Source organism: Neobacillus sp. SuZ13 (assembly GCF_030123365.1).
GTDB lineage: Bacteria > Bacillota > Bacilli > Bacillales > Cytobacillaceae > Neobacillus.
This window is the reverse complement of the sequence record NZ_CP126107.1, coordinates 4,485,306-4,503,957: the sequence shown is the minus strand read 5'-3', so window position 1 is coordinate 4,503,957 and position 18,652 is coordinate 4,485,306. Positions and strand designations below refer to the sequence as shown.

The 18,652-nt window shown below is 37.4% G+C and carries 22 protein-coding genes; 17 read left to right on the top strand and 5 right to left on the bottom strand.

The window, feature by feature from the left end:
* Positions 1–332: 332 nt before the first annotated feature.
* Genes QNH17_RS22320 through QNH17_RS22310 form a run of 3 tightly spaced genes read left to right on the top strand, consistent with a single transcriptional unit; the run spans position 333 to position 838 of the window.
* Positions 333–473: a YrzI family small protein gene (locus QNH17_RS22320; RefSeq protein ID WP_081825320.1), complete on the top strand. Its 141-nt coding sequence runs from the start codon at positions 333–335 to the stop codon at positions 471–473.
* A gap of 38 nt (positions 474–511) precedes the next feature.
* Positions 512–652, top strand: coding sequence for a YrzI family small protein (locus QNH17_RS22315; protein ID WP_283875206.1), 141 nt, complete (start codon positions 512–514; stop codon positions 650–652).
* A 45-nt stretch (positions 653–697) separates the two neighbouring features.
* Positions 698–838 carry a YrzI family small protein gene (locus QNH17_RS22310; protein WP_283875205.1) on the top strand — a complete coding sequence of 47 codons (141 nt, stop codon included), beginning with the start codon at positions 698–700 and terminating at the stop codon, positions 836–838.
* Between the two features lie 452 nt (positions 839–1,290).
* On the opposite strand, the gene QNH17_RS22305 is transcribed toward QNH17_RS22310, so the two are convergent.
* Entirely contained in the window at positions 1,291–3,087 is a 1,797-nt protein-coding gene (locus QNH17_RS22305) for a M3 family oligoendopeptidase (protein WP_283875204.1), read from the bottom strand.
* Positions 3,088–3,268: 181 nt separating this feature from the next.
* On the opposite strand from QNH17_RS22305, the gene QNH17_RS22300 reads away from it, so the two are divergent.
* On the top strand, positions 3,269–3,952 hold the full coding sequence (locus QNH17_RS22300) for a response regulator transcription factor (protein ID WP_283875203.1): 684 nt from the start codon (positions 3,269–3,271) through the stop codon (positions 3,950–3,952).
* 35 nt (positions 3,953–3,987) lie between these two features.
* Entirely contained in the window at positions 3,988–4,965 is a 978-nt protein-coding gene (locus QNH17_RS22295) for a F510_1955 family glycosylhydrolase (protein WP_283875202.1), read from the top strand.
* Positions 4,966–5,190: 225 nt separating this feature from the next.
* Here QNH17_RS22295 and sigK read toward each other — a convergent pair whose 3' ends face one another.
* Positions 5,191–5,904 (bottom strand): RNA polymerase sporulation sigma factor SigK, encoded by a 714-nt coding sequence (sigK, locus tag QNH17_RS22290; protein ID WP_026563502.1) that lies wholly within the window; start codon positions 5,902–5,904, stop codon positions 5,191–5,193.
* A gap of 240 nt (positions 5,905–6,144) precedes the next feature.
* Positions 6,145–6,684, bottom strand: a complete 540-nt coding sequence (pssA, locus tag QNH17_RS22285; protein ID WP_283875200.1) for a CDP-diacylglycerol--serine O-phosphatidyltransferase — start codon at positions 6,682–6,684, stop codon at positions 6,145–6,147.
* A 127-nt stretch (positions 6,685–6,811) separates the two neighbouring features.
* Here pssA and QNH17_RS22280 point away from each other — a divergent pair, with 127 nt between their 5' ends.
* Positions 6,812–7,591, top strand: coding sequence for a phosphatidylserine decarboxylase (locus QNH17_RS22280; RefSeq protein ID WP_283875199.1), 780 nt, complete (start codon positions 6,812–6,814; stop codon positions 7,589–7,591).
* Between the two features lie 44 nt (positions 7,592–7,635).
* On the opposite strand, the gene QNH17_RS22275 is transcribed toward QNH17_RS22280, so the two are convergent.
* Positions 7,636–7,776: a sporulation histidine kinase inhibitor Sda gene (locus QNH17_RS22275; protein ID WP_251457430.1), complete on the bottom strand. Its 141-nt coding sequence runs from the start codon at positions 7,774–7,776 to the stop codon at positions 7,636–7,638.
* A 472-nt stretch (positions 7,777–8,248) separates the two neighbouring features.
* On the opposite strand from QNH17_RS22275, the gene QNH17_RS22270 reads away from it, so the two are divergent.
* The 8 genes from QNH17_RS22270 to QNH17_RS22235 are packed head-to-tail and all read left to right on the top strand — an operon-like array spanning position 8,249 to position 13,298.
* Positions 8,249–8,764 carry a YqeG family HAD IIIA-type phosphatase gene (locus QNH17_RS22270; RefSeq protein ID WP_026563506.1) on the top strand — a complete coding sequence of 172 codons (516 nt, stop codon included), beginning with the start codon at positions 8,249–8,251 and terminating at the stop codon, positions 8,762–8,764.
* A gap of 3 nt (positions 8,765–8,767) precedes the next feature.
* On the top strand, positions 8,768–9,874 hold the full coding sequence (yqeH, locus tag QNH17_RS22265) for a ribosome biogenesis GTPase YqeH (protein ID WP_283875198.1): 1,107 nt from the start codon (positions 8,768–8,770) through the stop codon (positions 9,872–9,874).
* A 32-nt stretch (positions 9,875–9,906) separates the two neighbouring features.
* The gene (gene aroE / locus QNH17_RS22260; protein WP_283875196.1) at positions 9,907–10,746 is read left to right on the top strand and encodes a shikimate dehydrogenase; all 840 of its coding nucleotides are present in this window, start codon (positions 9,907–9,909) and stop codon (positions 10,744–10,746) included.
* Entirely contained in the window at positions 10,740–11,030 is a 291-nt protein-coding gene (gene yhbY, locus QNH17_RS22255) for a ribosome assembly RNA-binding protein YhbY (RefSeq protein ID WP_026563509.1), read from the top strand. Before aroE ends, yhbY begins: the two co-directional genes overlap by 7 nt.
* Before the next feature lie 24 nt (positions 11,031–11,054).
* Entirely contained in the window at positions 11,055–11,624 is a 570-nt protein-coding gene (locus QNH17_RS22250) for a nicotinate-nucleotide adenylyltransferase (RefSeq protein ID WP_283875193.1), read from the top strand.
* Positions 11,614–12,180 (top strand): bis(5'-nucleosyl)-tetraphosphatase (symmetrical) YqeK, encoded by a 567-nt coding sequence (yqeK, locus tag QNH17_RS22245; protein WP_283875192.1) that lies wholly within the window; start codon positions 11,614–11,616, stop codon positions 12,178–12,180. Before QNH17_RS22250 ends, yqeK begins: the two co-directional genes overlap by 11 nt.
* A gap of 3 nt (positions 12,181–12,183) precedes the next feature.
* Positions 12,184–12,540, top strand: a complete 357-nt coding sequence (rsfS, locus tag QNH17_RS22240; protein ID WP_283875191.1) for a ribosome silencing factor — start codon at positions 12,184–12,186, stop codon at positions 12,538–12,540.
* Complete coding sequence (locus QNH17_RS22235; RefSeq protein WP_283875190.1) at positions 12,537–13,298, top strand: class I SAM-dependent DNA methyltransferase; 762 nt, start codon at positions 12,537–12,539, stop codon at positions 13,296–13,298. The genes rsfS and QNH17_RS22235 overlap by 4 nt, the downstream gene beginning before the upstream one ends.
* 813 nt (positions 13,299–14,111) lie before the next feature.
* On the opposite strand, the gene comER is transcribed toward QNH17_RS22235, so the two are convergent.
* Entirely contained in the window at positions 14,112–14,936 is an 825-nt protein-coding gene (gene comER, locus QNH17_RS22230; RefSeq protein ID WP_283875189.1) for a late competence protein ComER, read from the bottom strand.
* Positions 14,937–15,023: 87 nt separating this feature from the next.
* On the opposite strand from comER, the gene QNH17_RS22225 reads away from it, so the two are divergent.
* From QNH17_RS22225 to QNH17_RS22215, 3 genes are all read left to right on the top strand, one after another.
* A complete protein-coding gene (locus tag QNH17_RS22225) occupies positions 15,024–15,665 on the top strand; it encodes a helix-hairpin-helix domain-containing protein (protein ID WP_283875188.1) in 642 nt (213 codons plus the stop codon).
* Positions 15,666–15,738: 73 nt separating this feature from the next.
* On the top strand, positions 15,739–16,197 hold the full coding sequence (locus tag QNH17_RS22220; protein WP_283875187.1) for a ComE operon protein 2: 459 nt from the start codon (positions 15,739–15,741) through the stop codon (positions 16,195–16,197).
* Positions 16,198–16,278: 81 nt separating this feature from the next.
* Positions 16,279–18,606: a DNA internalization-related competence protein ComEC/Rec2 gene (locus QNH17_RS22215; RefSeq protein ID WP_283875186.1), complete on the top strand. Its 2,328-nt coding sequence runs from the start codon at positions 16,279–16,281 to the stop codon at positions 18,604–18,606.
* Positions 18,607–18,652: the final 46 nt, after the last annotated feature.

Below are 18,652 nucleotides of genomic sequence, written 5' to 3'. Positions count from 1 at the left end.
AAAAGGAGGTCGAAGAAAATGATGTTAGCTCTAACTGGAAAGACTGTTGCACCAATTGGCATGACTTTAGCATCTACAACTGTATATTTGAATATCAAACATTCGACCCGACTGGAATGGATTGCTTAAGATTACGTTAAGTTACCCATACATATCCATGCCGCAGGGAGAATGACTCTTTGCGGTATTTTTGTGCCTAAAAATCACTGGACCGCAGGGGATATTCTTCTGCGGCCTTTTTGTGCCCTTTTTACGAGCATTTTGGATATGTGCAGCATAAATTAAACTTGTTGCGGCTAGATTATGAAAGTTTTTTAAGGAGGTGGGACCCAATGACCCTGAATATACTCTTCTTCACGATTACATTTAAAAAACGTGAGATCAGTCTTCAAGAGGCTGCAAACCAGGAAATGGTTGAAAAGCTTTATGAACAAAACAAAGATAAACAAATTTCCATGTATCGCTATATGTAATGGAAATACTTAAGGAATAAATTAAGGATGTGAACAGAATGACTCTAAATATAATCTTCTTTTCGGTCACAATTAGGAAACGAAAAGTAAGCACAGATGAATCTATCCACCAGGAAATGGTTGAAAAGCTTTATGAGCAAAACAAGGATAAGCAAATTTCCATGTACCGCTATATGTAATGGAAATACTTAAATTAAAAGACTGAAACAAGGAAGTGAACAAAAATGACTCTAAATATCATCTTCTTTTCGATCACGATTAAGAAAAGAGTAGTAAGTAGAGAAGAAGCTAATCATCAAGAAATGGTTGAGAAGCTTTATGAACAAAACAAAGACCGTCAAGCATCCATTTTCCGCAGCATGTAATTAGTTAAAAATTTGATAAAAAGAAAGGTGGTTTTATATATGAGGTTTTTATTAATGCAAGGTCGGGGTGCAAGTTTCTGGATTATGAAGGATACCACCTAGCTGAACATAAAAATTAGGAGGTAACGAGATGCCGCTGCATATCTTATTCTTGTCGCTATTCTTTATACTAAAGAAAAGAAGTTCAAGATGAGATCATTGTTAAATTTAATTACTAATAGCTTAAAGTTTTTGTTAACGAAATGTTCAAATTTCCCTCCGATAGATACTGTGAAAATATGATAAATTCAAATTAGAAAGAACAGGATCTATCTAAGGGGTGGAGAGTATGTTCATGGTTGTGATGGCAATCGTCATTACTGCGGCGATCGGCTGCGTAATTTCAGCTGAACTTAGTGTTGAATAAAAAGTAAGCATCGACCATTCAAATCGGTCGATGCTTTTATTTTTCTTTATTTATCTGTTAGCATTAAGAATTCATCAACATCATCAAGACAAATTCGAACGGCTTTCTCCCAGAAATCTGGTTGGGTTAAATCAACTTGTAAATGTTTCTTTGCCAGGTCTTCGACTGACATTGATGCTGTATCCCTTAATAGGGCAATGTACTTTTCTTCATAACCTTTGCCTTCCTCTAGCGCCTGTGCATAAATGCCAAGTGAGAAAAGAAAACCAAATGTATACGGGAAATTATAAAACGGAACCCCGGTAATAAAGAAGTGTAGTTTCGAAGCCCAGAATAATGGGTGATACTCTTCTAATGCATCGTTATAGGCCTCTTTTTGAGCTTCAAGCATTAACTCATTTAAACGTTCTACCGCGACAGGACCTTGTTTTCTTTCCGCATAAAAGCGGGTTTCAAACAAGAAGCGTGCATGAATATTCATCAATAAAGCAACTGTTCTTTGAATTTTATCATCAAGAAGAACCAGCTTTTCCTCTTCATTCTTTGCATTTTTCACTGCTGCATCTGCAACTATCATTTCAGCAAAGGTTGAAGCCGTTTCAGCAACATTCATCGCATAATTGCGGTTAAGATGATGGACACCCTTCATAGCAAATGTGTGGAAGCCATGACCTAGTTCATGTGCCAATGTTGAAACGTTTGATGGTGTTCCTGAGTAAGTCATGAAAATGCGAGACTGATTACTTTCCGGAAAGAAGGTACAAAAGCCGCCAGGTGCTTTTCCAGGACGATCTTCCCCCTCAATCCATCGCTCCTCAAAAGCTTTTCGAGCGAAAGAAGCCATTTTCTCACCGAAAATCGCGAAGTTCTGTGTGATAAATTCAGCTCCTTCTTGATAAGTAACCTGTGAAGCCGTTTTTCCATAGGGGGCATCTAAATCGTACCAACTCATTTTTTCAATTCCTAAGAGCGATGCTTTCCGCTCTAAATACTTAACGAGTTTTTGTTTATTATTCGAAATGACCGCCCACATGGTTTCCAGCGTTCCTTTTTCCATACGGTTAATACTGAGCGGCTCTTTCAATATATCCTGCCAGCCTCTTTTCTGGTAAACGCTTAAGCGAAAGCCAGAAAGATGATTAAGGGTTTTGGCTAAAAAGTCAGTCTGTTCTCCCCAAGCCTTCTCCCAATTCGCAAAAATTGCTGCACGGATATCCCTGTCAGGGTTTGAAAATTTGTTAAAAGCCTGACCGACTGACAGCAGTTTCTCTTCTCCGTTTTCGTTAAAAGGAATTTTTATTTTTCCTACGATTAAATCATACAACTGACCCCAGCTATGATAACCATCCACTCCAAGGGCACTAATTAATGCTTCCTCTTCTTTAGAGAGTTTGTCTTTTGCACGTTCACGCCGTTCCGTTAATATGTAAGAAAGTACATTTAGTTGTTCATCCGCTAATAGCTTCGTCCAAACAGCATCAGTGATCGATGTTAATGAACTGTCAAACTTACTAAGAGCTGTTTGGAAGGCAGCACTTAAGCTGGTTACTTTCGCGTCCAGGTTATAAGCCTTTTTATCGTCTGTATTTTGTGCCTGTAAACACCCAACAAAGGCACCTGCTTGACGCAGCTTTTTAGCCGCATGTTCAAAGTCTTCAAGTAATTCTTTCAAGAGTTTTGCGTCCTCAGTGGAATTGAGTGGCGACCAGTTATTCACTTTTGCTTGGAATTGCGCTATTAATTCTGAGGTGAGGATTAAGTGGTTTGCAAATTCTGCGGACTCACTGCCACCTTTAAAAATTATGTCCAGGTCCCAAACATCCAAATATGGAGTGGTTGTCATTCTATATACCCCCTTTATGTATTTACAACTTAATTATATAAATATTTTTCAAAAAATTCTATACACCACGCTTTCCGAAGGATAGATCGAAGCGGTGGAAATTACTATTATCTTCATATTTGTATTAGTTTGTATATAGTATAATTTAATTCTAGATTTCTATTTATGGGAGTGAAAGTTCGTGAAAAAAATACTACTCGTAGACGATGAACCAAGAATGTTAGATTTACTTTCCCTTTATCTAACTCCCAAGGGATATAGCTGCATAAAAATGACAACTGCTTTGCAGGCAATTCATTATTTGCAAGAAGAGAAGAAAGCTGAAATCATTTTGTTAGATGTAATGATGCCTGAAATGGATGGCTGGGAAGCATGCCAGGAAATTCGAAAAAACTGGGACATCCCAATCATCATGCTGACTGCACGAAGTGAAAAAAATGATATTGTAAAGGGTTTAAACATGGGTGCGGATGACTATATTTCAAAACCTTTTGATGAAGAAGAATTACTTGCTCGTATTGATGCCGTTTTAAGAAGAAAAACAGGTTATACAGGAATAATTGGCTTTAAGGGTCTTGAATTGAATGAGGACTCTTTCAGTGTTTCTTTCAATAATCAGCAAATCCCTGTGACACCAAAAGAATTTGCTTTATTAGCGCTTTTACTTAAAAATCAGAATAAAGTGTTTACACGGGAACATCTATTGACATCAATCTGGGGTTATGCTGCTCAGGCAGAGGACCGGACAATTGATTCCCATGTTCGGAATTTACGAGATAAATTACGAAAAACAGAATTTCCAGTTGATGAATATTTGACAACCGTATGGGGACTGGGGTATAAGTGGATGGATAAGGATTCATAAATGAATACCTCATAGTTTAGTATGGAGGGAAAAAAGTGAAGAAAACAATGAAAGTCTTTCTTGCAATGTTGACCGGAATCCTGCTGCTAGTGGCCTCAGGTTGTCAAGGCACAAGCCCAGAAAAAAAGCAGCAGCCACAGCAAGAAAAGAAAGAAAAAGAAACCTATGATATTATTCATGCGAAATCATTAAAAGTAGGACAGATTCTTGGTATTGGTTATCCAGGAAATGATTTTGCTTTGTACGTAGCGACAGATAAGGGCCTAAAAATGTTTAACGGTTCAAATTGGTTTGAAACAACAACGAACCAACATGAATATTATAGTTTTCAAGCTGTAAGTACTGGTTTTATTGCAAGCGGACACCCGCAAAAAGGTTCGGGATTAAAGGACCCACTTGGTATCATTCAAAGTGTCAATAAAGGACAAACTATCAGTAAATTATCCTTCTACGGTCAGTCGCTTTTTCATTTCATGGGCGCAAGTTATTCAGGAAAAGGGCTCTATGTTATTAAAGAAGATCCAAAGGCAAAAACCTTAGGTCAAGGTCTGAACTATTCTAAGGATAATGGGGCCACGTGGAAAAATAGTACACTAAAGAATTTTAATGCGGATTCCTATGGGAGGATTGCCGTTCATCCGAAAAATGGGGATATCATCGCGATGCCGACACGGTCTGGTATTTATTATTCAACCGATAACGGAAATACGATGAAACAGATTACAAATCCATTTATGGTAACGTCTCTTACATTTAGCGGTGATACAGTTTTATTCTCAAGTGTGGAAAACAAGAAAATATTATTAAAAACGATTAATCCTGCAACTGGTGAACAAAAAAATATCGAGATTCCATTCCTTGATTATGAAAATCCAATTACTTTCTTAGCAGTCAATCCGCAAGATCCTAACCAAATAGCCTTCACCACTATAAATAATGATATATATGAATCGATAGATGGTGGAGTTAAATGGAATAATCCGATGCAGAATGGAAAAACAGAGCTGAAATAAACTTTCGGCTCTGTTTTTTCTGTTAAATACAAAATTATAATATAATTATTATGGATAAATTGAAATAGTTCTCTGAATCCAGCTCCAGCGCCCAGCGGCTAGTGTACTTCGCTCTCCTCCCTACGATAAGTCAACATCGAATCGACTTGAGCTCCGTGTTTCCTTTATCTCGGTTGGAGCGCTCCAGTCCATACGCCGCTAAACGGGCGCTTACGCTTTTTGTTCTTACTTTTTCTTTTTTTCTTTCTCAGCCCGATAGAATTCATGGAACATTTTCATTAAGGCGCGTTTTTCAATTCTGGAGACATAGCTTCTTGATATTCCCAATTCTTTCGCAATTTCTCTTTGTGTTTTTTCCTTTTGCAGGTCTAGACCGAAGCGTCCGACAATTACTTCTTTTTCTCGATCATCAAGAACTTCAATGTATTTCTTTACTTTCTCAAGTTCCATGTTCAACTGAATCGTATCAATTACATCTTCAGATTCTGATTTTAATACATCGATTAATGATATTTCGTTTCCTTCCTTATCTTGACCAATTGGATCATGTAAGGAAACATCTTTTTTTGTTTTTTTAAGGGCCCTTAAATGCATCAAAATTTCGTTCTCGATACACCGTGCGGCATAGGTTGCTAGCTTTGTGCCTTTTCCCTCTGAGTAACTCTCAATCGCCTTAATTAAACCAATCGTTCCAATCGAAATTAAATCTTCCGAGTCTTCCCCTGTGTTTTCGAATTTCTTTACTATATGCGCGACCAATCTCAAATTGTGTTCAATTAGCATATTACGCGCATGTGAATCCCCTTCTGCCATTAAGCGAAGATATTTTCTTTCTTCTGCAGCAGATAGGGGTTGTGGAAAGGCATTATTTTTTACATAGGAGACAAGGAATAAAAATTCTTTCATTAAATATCCGAGAGCTGTTAAGATTCCAGACATCCATATCTACCCCCGTCTTTTTTGGCTATTTCGCCTATTATTAATTCCTATGAAGGAAAAGGGAAATTGTGTCTGTCCATAAACTTTTTTATTTGCGAGACATTTTTTTGACGGTAATGTTAATAACTAGTATGTTGATTTCCGCTCCAATCAACAGTGGCAAAAAATCACTTTGGTTTGAAATTATAACCAGAAAAAAAACATCCATCGTTGGTGTGATGGATGCCTTAAGTTCAATAATTAGACTTTTTTCAGTTTAAATGGACTTACCATAAGGAAAGATAGAATGATGGTAATAAATAGGAATGATTGCGATGGAATATAAGGTATGACCAAGTAGCTAAGAGTGGCCAAGCAACCTGCTGCGGTAATAGGTAAACCTGTAAAATATCCATTGCTCTCAGATATATTGAAGCGGGCTAATCTGAAAGCTCCACATCCAATGTAGAAAACGGTAAAAAATGAACCCGGTCCGCCAAATTCATGTAAAATTCCTTGATATAGTAATAGTGCTGGTGCTACACCAAATGATATAATATCACTCATGGAATCTAACTGTTTGCCTAATTCCGATTCGATGTTAAACTTTCGTGCAATCATGCCATCAAAACGATCCGCCAATGCCGCAATAAAAATTAACAGCAAGCTTAATCTTAAATTCCCATGGAGCCCGAATATTATTGCAAATCCGCCAAGCGATAAGTTTGTTAAGGTGAGTACATTTGCTGTTTGCGATTTAAGTTTTTTTATTGTTTGATCAAGTACGTCCAACAAAAACATGCTCCACATCACTCCTTTTTTAAGCCAAAAGGGAATTCAAATTCGTTAATTTATTCTATAATATTTAATTCTAAGCGTTTTATGTCTTTTCGTAAAGAGTATTTTTACACTATTTGGGGGTAGTTCGATGATTCAAGGTCTTTATCGTTTTATGATTGAGTTAACAAATGGCAGGTGGACATCAGTTATTTTAAGAAGATTTGCTCGTTCTTCTGTTAGTCGTTTTATGATACCTTCCTTCGCCAAGATTTATCGCTTAAACCAAGAAGAAATGGAGAAGGAGTTATCAGATTATCCTACTCTTCATGATTTATTTGTTAGGACATTGAAAAGGGAAGCAAGAATAATTGATAAAAGTGAAGAAACAGTTGTCAGCCCTGTGGATGCTGTTATTGAAGATGTTGGTCAAATTAGAAAGACTAGTGATATTCTGGTCAAAGGGAAGACGTATTCCATCGAAGAAATGCTCGGTGACCAAGAGTTATTAGCCAAATATATACATGGTACATATATGATTCTTTATTTAAGCCCAAGTCATTATCATCGCATACATAGCCCAGTAAATGGGATTGTCACCAAGCAATGGACACTTGGCTCTAAATCATATCCTGTCAATAAGTTGGGATTAAAATATGGGGTTCGAACGCTTGCCAAGAATTATCGGGTGATTACTGAAGCTAAAACAGATTACGGGCATGTAGCAATTGTTAAGGTTGGGGCAATGTTTGTTAATTCGATTGAAACCACACACAAAGGATCCGAATTAGAAAAGGGCAGTGAAATGGCTTACTTTAGTTTCGGTTCAACGGTTGTCTTATTATTCGAAAAAGATATTTTTCAAATCGATTCAACCATTCATACCCCGAAAGAAATAAAAGTCGGAGAAAAAATTGGGGTTTTTAGATAGTACGAATAAAAATGGGCAAAAAGAAAAGCCCAATTAGGGCCAAGTTATGAAGACATTTTTATTTTATGGTATAAGGAACGGCGGAGCATTTCTGACTCAATTAGTCCAATAAATTCAGGACTTAGGTTTAATTCTCTTGCTTTAAAATATGATTCAATTAGTAATTCATCTGATAGTTTTCTCACGGCAAATTCCACCTCCGATTTGCAAATAAAGTGTTCTATTATAGGAATGATAAACATAAAATGGTATGTTCAATTGGTGTACCCTAAATCTACCAAATTTATTCCTGTAGAACAATCGTTCCGTTTATCCACATAATCTGGTGGATAACTTGTGATTACTTTGTTTATAAAATGATGAAAAGTGTCTGATTCAATGGGTATAATGTTAATAACTTTATCCACAATATTTGGAAATGACGAAATTTGTCGAAAAATATTTTAATTATTTTTATCCTGTATATGGATTACTGCTCCAAACAAGTGATTTGCTGATGAACATAGAGAGAAAAAGTATTAATCATGTATTACCATGTTTTGATGAATAATAAGTTTAAAACTTCTTTTAATCTTTGAAACAAAGGTTAAAATTGGTTATGATGGTACATGTGAAAAAATAATGAACGAATTTAGATGTCAATGAGGTGTAAGCTTAGTGTTAAAACAATTTTTACCGAATGAGCATGTCAAAAGCATTCTTGATATATCACCAGAGCAGTTAAGTGCCAAGGGGATTAAAGGGATCATTACGGATTTAGATAATACGTTAGTAGAGTGGGACCGCCCCTTTGCTACTCCTCAATTAATTAAATGGTTTGAGGAAATTAAAAGACACAATATCCTCGTGACAATTGTATCTAATAATAATGAAGAACGAGTCAAAGCTTTTTCTGATCCTTTAAAAATTCCGTTTATTTTTAGGGCGAGGAAGCCGTTTGCAGTCGCTTTTCATAAAGCAATTTCACAAATGGGAATAAAAAAAGAAGAAGCTGTAGTAATTGGAGATCAGTTACTGACGGATGTACTTGGCGGAAACCGGGGTGGATTTCATACTATCCTGGTTGTCCCTGTTGCGCAAACGGATGGCTTTTGGACAAAATTTAACCGTTTTGCTGAAAGAAGGATTTTAAATTGGTTTCGAAAAAAAGGAATGCTTCAATGGGAGGATTAATGTGTGAGTGAACATCAACATATATGTATGGGTTGTGGGGTAAAAATTCAAACCGTAAACCCAGAGGAACTAGGATATGCCCCAACATCGGCTTTGGAAAAGGAAATGATTATCTGCCAGCGATGTTTTCGTCTTAAGCATTATAATGAAGTCCAAGATGTCAGCTTAACGGACGATGATTTCTTAAAAATATTAAATGAAATGGGTAAGTCTGATGCATTGATTGTCATGATCGTCGATATTTTTGATTTTAATGGCAGTTGGTTACCGGGATTACATCGTTTTGTTGGAAGTAATAAAGTGCTCCTTGTCGGAAATAAGGTTGATTTGTTACCTAAATCTGTGAAGCATAGCAAATTAATTCATTGGATGAAACACGAGGCAAAAGAACTCGGATTAAAACCGGAAGATGTATTCCTTGTCAGTGCAGCCAAAGGGATGTATGTTCGGGAAACTGCTGCGGCCATTGATGAACACCGGAACGGTAAAGACGTCTATGTCGTGGGTTGTACAAATGTTGGGAAATCAACGTTTATCAATCGAATTATTAAAGAGGTAACAGGTGAAACTGATGTGATTACCACCTCCCATTTTCCAGGAACGACATTGGATATTATCAAAATTCCGCTCGATGATGAAAAGTCATTAATTGATTCTCCTGGTATTATTAACCATCATCAAATGGCTCATTTTGTAGATAAGCAGGATTTAAAAATTATTACCCCTAAAAAGGAAATCAAGCCAAAGGTATTTCAATTAAACGAAGGGCAGACCTTGTTCTTCGGCGGGTTAGCTCGCTTTGATTATATTAGCGGAGGCCGTAGGTCATTTGTTTGTTATGTCTCCAATGAATTAAATATTCATAGAACTAAAATGGAGAATGCCGATGAGCTTTATGAAAAACATGTGGGGGAAATGTTAACTCCACCTCGTATGAATCAAATCGAATCCTTTCCGGAACTAGTGAGACAGGAATTTTTCATCAAAGAAGCAAAAACAGACATTGTTTTCTCAGGTCTTGGCTGGATTACTGTCAATGAGCCTGATGCAAAGGTAGCTGCATACGTTCCTAAAGGTGTACAAGCATTAATTCGGAAATCCTTAATATAAATAGATAATGCTTAATGGGTGGGGGAATACTGGTGAAAAAATTATATGCTGTCTTAGGGGATCCAATCGGACATTCAATGTCTCCGTTTATGATGAATGATTTATTTTCCTTTTATAACATGGATTCCGTTTATTTACCATTTCATGTGAAGGGGGAGAATTTACATGATGCTGTCAAGGGTTTAAAAGCGGTGGGTGTCGGTGGATTTAATGTAACGGTACCACATAAAAGCAACATTATCCCCTTTCTGGATGGTATAGATGAATTAGCCTTAAATATCGGAGCGGTTAATACGGTAGTGAATGAGAATGGTCAATTAATTGGCTATAACACAGATGGTCCTGGTTTTTTAAAAGGGTTAAATGCTATATTACCAAAATTAACTGGTCAAAAAGTTTTGATTATTGGAGCGGGCGGTGCAGCGAGAGCCATCTATTTTACGTTGGCTAAGGAAAACACTCAGAGATTAGACATTGCTAATCGTACAATTGATCGGGCTATTGGATTGATCAATGATTGCCCTTATTCTGTTGATTCAAGAGCATGTTCTTTTGAAGAAGTAATTGAATCATTAGGGGAATATGATTTGGTTATTCAAACAACTTTGATCGGCATGTCCCCAAAAATTTATGAGCAGCCAATCGCACTAAATAATTTAAGGAATCAGTCAGTCTTTTGTGATATCATATACAATCCACTTGAAACACAATTTTTAAAAGACGCACGTCAAAATGGAGCAAGAATCCAAAACGGAATAGATATGTTTGTTTATCAAGGAGCCCTTGCTTTTGAAAAATGGACAGGTATATTCCCAGATGTAGAAAGAATGAGAGATAATGTGTTAAAACAACTAGGAGGAAGAACATGTTAACAGGAAAGCAAAAAAGATTCTTACGTTCAAAGGCTCACCATTTAGATCCTATTTTTCAAGTAGGTAAAGGGGGAGTAAACGAAAATATGATTAAGCAAATCGCTGATGCACTTGAAGCAAGGGAGCTTTTTAAAATCAGCGTTTTGCAAAATTGTGAAGATGATAAAACGGTCGTGGCTGAGCAATTGGCAGAGGGTACAGGAGCAGAAATTGTCCAACTTATTGGGAATACGATCGTCCTCTATAAAGAGTCTGTAGAAAAGAAAACAATCAAGCTTCCATAATCGAATGTATAAGGAGACGAGCGCATGAAAAAGGTGGGAATATTGGGAGGGACCTTTGATCCTCCGCATTACGGACATCTTTTAATTGCAAATGAGGTTCTTTCTAGCCTAGATCTAGATGAAATTTGGTTTATGCCAAATCAAGAGCCTCCACATAAGAAAAAATCGGAATCGATAACAAATGAAGACCGCCTGGAAATGCTTGAATTAGCCATCCAAGGAAATGATGCTTTTCGAGTCGAAACGATTGAACTTCATAGAAAAGGCCCTTCTTATACAGTCGATACGATGAAAATGATCAATGCCCAGTATTCCGACCATCAATTTTTCTTTATTATTGGCGCGGATATGATACAATACCTGCCAAAATGGCATAAAATTGACGAATTAATTAGACTTGTCCAATTTGTTGGAGTTGAAAGACCTGCATATAGCAGTCAAACCGATTACCCTGTCCTTTTCGTAGATGTGCCTGCAATCGATGTTTCATCAAGTATGATAAGAGCTAGGGTAAAAAACAAACAGACCATTCGGTATTTATTGCCGGATTCGGTCATTCAATTTATCGAGGAGAAGCATTTGTATGGAACGTGAAGCGGCATTAAAGCTTGTTAAGAAACAATTAACTGACCATCGCTATCAACATACCCTAGGAGTAATGGAGACAGCAATCGTCCTTGCAAAGCAATATGGCGGGGATGAACAGAAAGCTGAATTAGCTGCCATTTTTCATGATTATGCAAAATTTCGGCCTAAAGAAGAAATGAAGGAAATTATCGCTAGTCAAGGATTCCCAGAGGATTTACTTCAATTTAATTCAGAATTGTGGCATGCACCTGCGGGTATGTACTTGGTGGAAAAGGAAGCGGGCATCAACGATCCTGAGGTGTTAGATGCCATTCGCTATCATACATCAGGAAGACCGGCAATGACGCTTTTAGAAAAAATAATCTATTTGGCCGATTACATTGAACCAGGCCGTCATTTTCCAGGTGTGGATGAAGTAAGAAAAATGGCCAAAGAAAATTTAGATAAAGCATTAATTATGGCAATTAGAAACACAATTAGCTTTTTATTAAAAAAGAATCAAACGGTTTACCCTGATACATTCTATACGTACAATGACCTAATTACGAAACTGGAGGATTGATTCATGGATAATCATGAACTACTAAAAATTGCAGTTAAAGCTGCGGATGATAAACGAGCAGAAGACATCCTTGCATTAAATATGCGGGGGATTTCCCTCATAGCGGATTACTTCATCATTTGTCATGGTAATTCCGATAAACAAGTTCAGGCAATTGCAAGGGAAATAAAAGAAAAAGCGCAAGAACATGGTTGTGAAGTAAAAAGAATAGAAGGCTTTGATGAAGCAAGATGGGTATTAATTGATCTTGGTGACGTTGTGGCCCATGTATTTCATCGTGACGAAAGAAGCTATTATAAGTTAGAACGCTTATGGGGCGATGCACCGATTGAAGATATCCTTAGTGAGTTAAATACATGAGTTATCAACAATTCGCTTATCTTTATGATGAATTAATGAAGGATGCACCCTATCAGGAGTGGGTCGAGTTCGTTAAAGATAGGTGCGTAAAATATCATGTTGAGGGCACCCGTTTACTTGACTTGGCATGCGGCACGGGTGAATTATCCGTCCGCTTAGCTCAAGATGGTTTTCAAGTAACGGGTGTCGATTTATCTGAGGATATGCTAGCCGTAGCCCAGGCAAAAGCTGAGGAAAATGGGCTAAGAATTCCATTTTTTCAGCAGAATATGGCGGATTTGGAAGGTCAAGCGGAATTTGATGTCATTGGTATTTTATGTGACTCGTTAAATTATCTGCAAACTGAGGAAGAAGTTAGGGCAACTTTTTCAAGCGTTATTCAGCATTTGAGCAATAAGGGAATTTTCCTCTTTGATGTCCATTCGATTTATAAAATAGAGCATCTATTCATAAATCAAACCTATGCTTCAAGCGAGGAAAGTGTTTCCTTTATTTGGAATAGTTTTGCTGGAGAAAGTTTAAATAGTGTTGAGCATGAGTTAAGCTTCTTTGTCTTGGACGAACAAACCGATAAGTATGACCGCTTTGATGAACTTCATTTTCAACGTACATATACAGTGCAGCAATATTCAAACTGGTTGGTCGAGGCCGGTTTTGAAGTGCTGGAAGTCAGTGCTGATTTTGAAAACTCAGACCCTCACTCACAATCAGAACGAATCTTTTTTGTAGCAAGAAAACATAAAGAAAGCCAGCTATAAAAAAAGATGGTTTCAGGCTATCGAAAAACTTTCGATAGCTTTTTATTTTACTCCTTTTCTTTAATAGTACACCGCGTTACTTCATTAAATAATTTTAATATATAGGCTTTGCAACAGGTCTGTTGATTTGCACTCCAGGCGCTTTGCTTTCCGCGGGCGTGCCGGGGAGCCTCCTCGTCACTTCGCTCCTGCGGGGTCTCCCCTGCCCCGTACTCCCGCAGGAGTCTTCGCGCCTTCCGCTCCAATCAACAGGTGTATACAATAAAGACCTGCCACTCACATTTAATAATAAAAATAAGTGGTGAATTCAACGTTTAAGTCAGGCAAATGCAAATATCATAAATTTACAAAAGAAGAAGTGGTAGTAGAGACTCAGGATGTTTTGAGGAATTAAACTAGGGTTAAAGCATGCAAGTGAATAGGCTCTCCTTACTGCAGCGAGCCAAAATATAAAATAGATTGCATCATTTTTAGAAAGGGATGTAAAAGTGTGTTGCAATACTTAAGGTTGATTTGCCTCCCTGTTGATTGGAGTGGAGGGCACTCGACTCCTGCGGGATATAGAGGTCACTGGAGACCCCGCAGGCGTACCGCCGAGGAGGCTCCAGGACCTCCCCGCGGAAAGCGAGTGCCCGGAACGGAAATCAACAGGACTTGTCGCATAGAAAATCTTTTTATAATAATCTGTATTTTAGAACAATCATAATAAAAAAATTGCCGAGAAAAATACCCTTTCTCGACAATCTGAAGCCATCTATAAAAAAGATGGTTTTTTTATAAAAAAAAAAGGAATGTTGTCAGTTCTTGGCGAAATTAATAATTAGAGAATTGTGATTCCACTTTATCAAGGTCGTCTTTAAATTTTGCATGTGTTGCCTGGAAGATATGTTCAAAAACGTCCCCGAGTTCATTATCCAATACCTTTATTCCTTCACCTGTAATTCCGCCCTTAACACATACCTTATCTTGTAGTGACGGCAAGGTGTAATGCCCTTGCTTCAATAATTCACCTAGTCCTACAATCATTTCACTAGCCATCGTAGTTGCATCATTTTCATCAATTTCAGTCTCTTTAACTGCTGCTTTAATGAAACTTTGAAGTAAATAACTGAAGAAAGCGGGACCACAACTAACGATATCCGATGCAGCCCTAGTAATTTTTTCATTGATATGGACTGGTACCCCAATTTTATTGATTAATTCCTCAATCTTCCTCTTCCATCGCTCACTGCAATTTTCTCCATAAGTAATCAGCGTTACCCCAGATAAGGCTCGATTTGTAATACTTGGAATTACCCTTGCGACTGAACAGGAAACCTTTTTTTCAATTTGGCTTGTACTGATAGGACTTGTAATCGTAATTACACATTTTTTTGGACTTAACTGTGGTTTAATTTCATTTAAAATTTTATATACATCTAATGGTTTGACACAAACAAATACCAAGTCGGACTCAGCAGCTACTTCTCCTGGATTTGCCCCAACCTTTATTTCCTTATATTTATCTTTAAGCAACAAGGCTTTTGATTTTGTTCTGTTTGTAATCATCATAGAAGCAGGGGAAATGGCTTTTCCTTCAATCATGGCTTCTACCAACATGCTCCCCATATTACCAGTACCGATAATGCCTATATTCATTGTTCCGACCCTCCTCGCATGCAATTATTCTTTTATAACCATATGAAATCAGAATGTGAAATATACCTTTAGAAAGGAAGGATCCAAGTGAAAGACTGGATGATTGAACACAAGATTTCTGTTTTGCTGGGGGCATTATTAGTATTAGGTGGTATTTATTATTTTTATGTTAGTGATTCTGCAACCACTTCCCCCGTTAACACACTTAGTTTGGAAGAAAAGGTTCAAGAGGATGGGAAAGAAATAGGAAGTATTCAATCCGACAAACAACCTGAACTACCAGAAAAAATTATGGTGGATGTGAAAGGACAAATTAAACAGCCTGGAGTTTATCAAGCAAATACGGGTGAAAGAGTGATTGATGTTATTAGCCGGGCTGGGGGTTTAACGGACAAAGCAGACCAGGGCATGGTGAATTTTGCTGAACATGTAAAGGATGAAATGATCATTTACATACCCGCAAAGGGAGAGGCGGGAATTTCAACACCTATCACCTCTCCGGGTAACCCTGGCTTGGCAGTTGGCAGTCAAAAGGAAGCGAAAATTAATATTAATAAGGCAAATGAAACAGAGTTGCAGAATCTACCCGGCATTGGACCTGCTAAGGCAGCGGCCATCATCGAATATAGGAATACAAGTGGCCCCTTTAAAGCGGTCGAAGATTTAAAAAGTATCAGCGGGATAGGGGATAAAACCTTTGAAAAATTAAAGGATTTGATTGCTATTTAAAAATCTTTATTTGACCAAAAAGGACAAGCGCTATTACACTTATAGAGAACGATTCAAAAAAGGAGTGGGAGAAGTGGAGAGAATTTCTTGGGATCAATATTTTATGGCACAAAGCCATTTGCTCGCACTTAGAAGCACATGTACCAGGTTGACAGTGGGTGCAACCATCGTTAGAGATAAACGAATTATTGCCGGGGGCTACAATGGTTCCATTGCGGGCGGTGACCATTGTATTGATAAGGGATGTTTTGTGATAGACAATCATTGTGTCAGGACGGTCCATGCTGAAATGAATGCATTACTCCAGTGTGCTAAATTTGGAGTTCCAACCGCTGACGCTGAAATTTATGTCACCCATTTTCCGTGTCTTCAATGCTGTAAAGCAATTATTCAAGCAGGGATTAAAACAGTTTATTACGCCGAGGATTATAAAAATCATCCATATGCAATCGACCTTTTTAAACAGGCAAATGTTTCAATTGAAAAGGTTGCTCTAAACGAGTCAGTGATTGATTTAAGAATGGTTAAATAATAATTTTCCAAATGGGTGCCGGTTTATGTACCGGCTCCCCTAAATATTTTATAAAAAGAAATTCTTAATGGAGAAAATCGAATGAATGGAAAATATCTTTATTTTGCAATTGCCGCTTTATTTGGTGTTCTATCTGCACTTAATAAGTTCCTTCCTTTTTTTTTATTACAAGTCTTTGCTCTTTATCTTCTATATAAATACAAACGTTTTTCCGCTTTACAACTAACCAGTTTAAATGTATGTTTTTTGCTATTCTTTTTTATAGGACTTCATTCAAATTCAATAAATAAATCTATTATCTCCGCTGCTACAACGACCTTTTCTCTTCAATTTACCCAAGACCCCAAAATCGATGGTGATTTATTACAAGTGCAAGCAGTAGAACAACGCTACAATGAGAGTATCTTAATCCGTTACAATATTCCATCTGAACAGGAAAAAATGAATTTAAAAACGGAAATATTTTATCAAAGATTATGCACCGTATCAGGTACCTTGGAAAAACCGGCGACTGCCAAAAACCCTAATGCGTTTAATTATAGAACCTATTTAGCAAGGAAGAACATGTATTGGATCATAGAAGTACAAGAAAACCCGCTTAAACATTGCACTCCTCTGAAACCTTCTCCGTTAGTGATAATCAAACAACTGCGTTACAAAGGAATTAACTATCTCGAGTCTCATTTTCCCATGGAAATTGCTTCCCTTTCAGCTGCTTTAATTTTTGGTGATAGAAATTTATTTGACCCGGATGTACTATCTGCTTATCAAAAGACTGGTATTGTCCATTTGCTTGCGATCTCTGGTCTCCATGTCTCATTATTAATCGCGATGGTTTTTTATCTTGGGATCCGCTTCGGACTTACGAGACAGTTTATGATTAATTTCCTTCTCTTTCTTCTTCCAATCTATGTGATATTGACTGGTAGTTCGCCCTCCGTTATTCGCTCAGGCCTAATGATATTTCTTGTCTTAATTACTGTGAAATGGCGCACCCGCCTAAAGCTTTTTCCACATGATGCCATTAGTTTGGCTTTTATTGCTTATTTGATTGGTAGTCCAATGGTGGTTTTTGATGCTGGCTTTCAACTCTCTTTTGCAGTGAGTCTTGTCATCATTTTATCTGCCAATAGTATTCTTACAGATTATTCAAGGAATGTAACACGGATGCTTGCGACCTCATTGGTTGCGCAATTAGGGGCACTGCCTTTCTTGCTGTATCATTATTTTGAGGTTTCATTAATCGGCATCATTGCCAATATGGTCTATATTCCGCTTTTTTCATTTCTATATCTTCCGGGATTATATCTTTTGTTTTTTATTCAGTTAATTTTCGGAACAACTCCACTACTACTTACTAAATTCTTTTTAGCCATTATTACTGTCGCTAATCAACTTATTGAATATCTCGCCGATTTTACTTTCTTTCATTTTATTCCCGGGAGACCAAGTTTGATTTTCCTCATCGCTTATATTTTAATGCTGTCTGCTATTTTTTATCTTTGGGAGTCAAAAATGTATCCCGATAGAATGGTTTACCTGATTTTTTTAAGTATCATGCTGATAATTTCACAAAAAAGTTGGAACTGGTTATCTCCATATGGGGAAGTAACAATGATTGATGTGGGTCAAGGGGATAGTATCTTAATCCATTTTCCACATTCAAAAGGGACCTATCTCATTGATACAGGTGGAACCATGCGCTTTGCTGAAGAAAAATGGCGTGAACGTGCTGAAGCCTTTGAAGTGGGAAGGGATGTAGTTGTTCCATTTTTAAAAGGAAAGGGAATAACGCAAATTGATAAACTAATTTTAACACACGGGGATATGGATCATATTGGGGGGACATTTTCGATTATTAACGAGCTTAACGTCAAACAAATCTTAATGCCAGCTGTTGTTGAACCCTCTAGTACAGAACTTGACATTATTAAGGAGGCAAAAAAACTAAATATTCCTGTTGTAAGAGTGTCGGCAGGCGATCAGTGGGAAAATGAAGAAAATCGCTTTTATATTGTTTCCCCAGAAAAGAATTATTCGGGAGAAAGAAACGGCGGGTCCATTGCATTTATTGCTCAATTAGGGGGTATAAGTTGGTTTTTCGGAGGAGATCTAGATCAAGCTGGGGAAGAGAAAATCATACAGCAATATCCCCATTTGCATATTGATGTATTAAAAGCTGGTCACCATGGAAGTAAAACTTCAAGTTCAATTTCTTTTATTAATCAAATAAAACCCAAAGTTGCCCTTATATCAGCAGGTGAAAATAACCGCTTTGGTCATCCCCATCAAGAGGTGCTTGAGCGGTTAGAAAAAACAAATACGATTATCTTTCGAACCGATCAACAGGGGGCAATTACCTATAAATTTTATCATCAGAAAGGAACCTTTTTCCCGTATTTACCATAGGATAAAACATCTCTAATAATTAAAAAAGACTGCATCAACGCAGCCT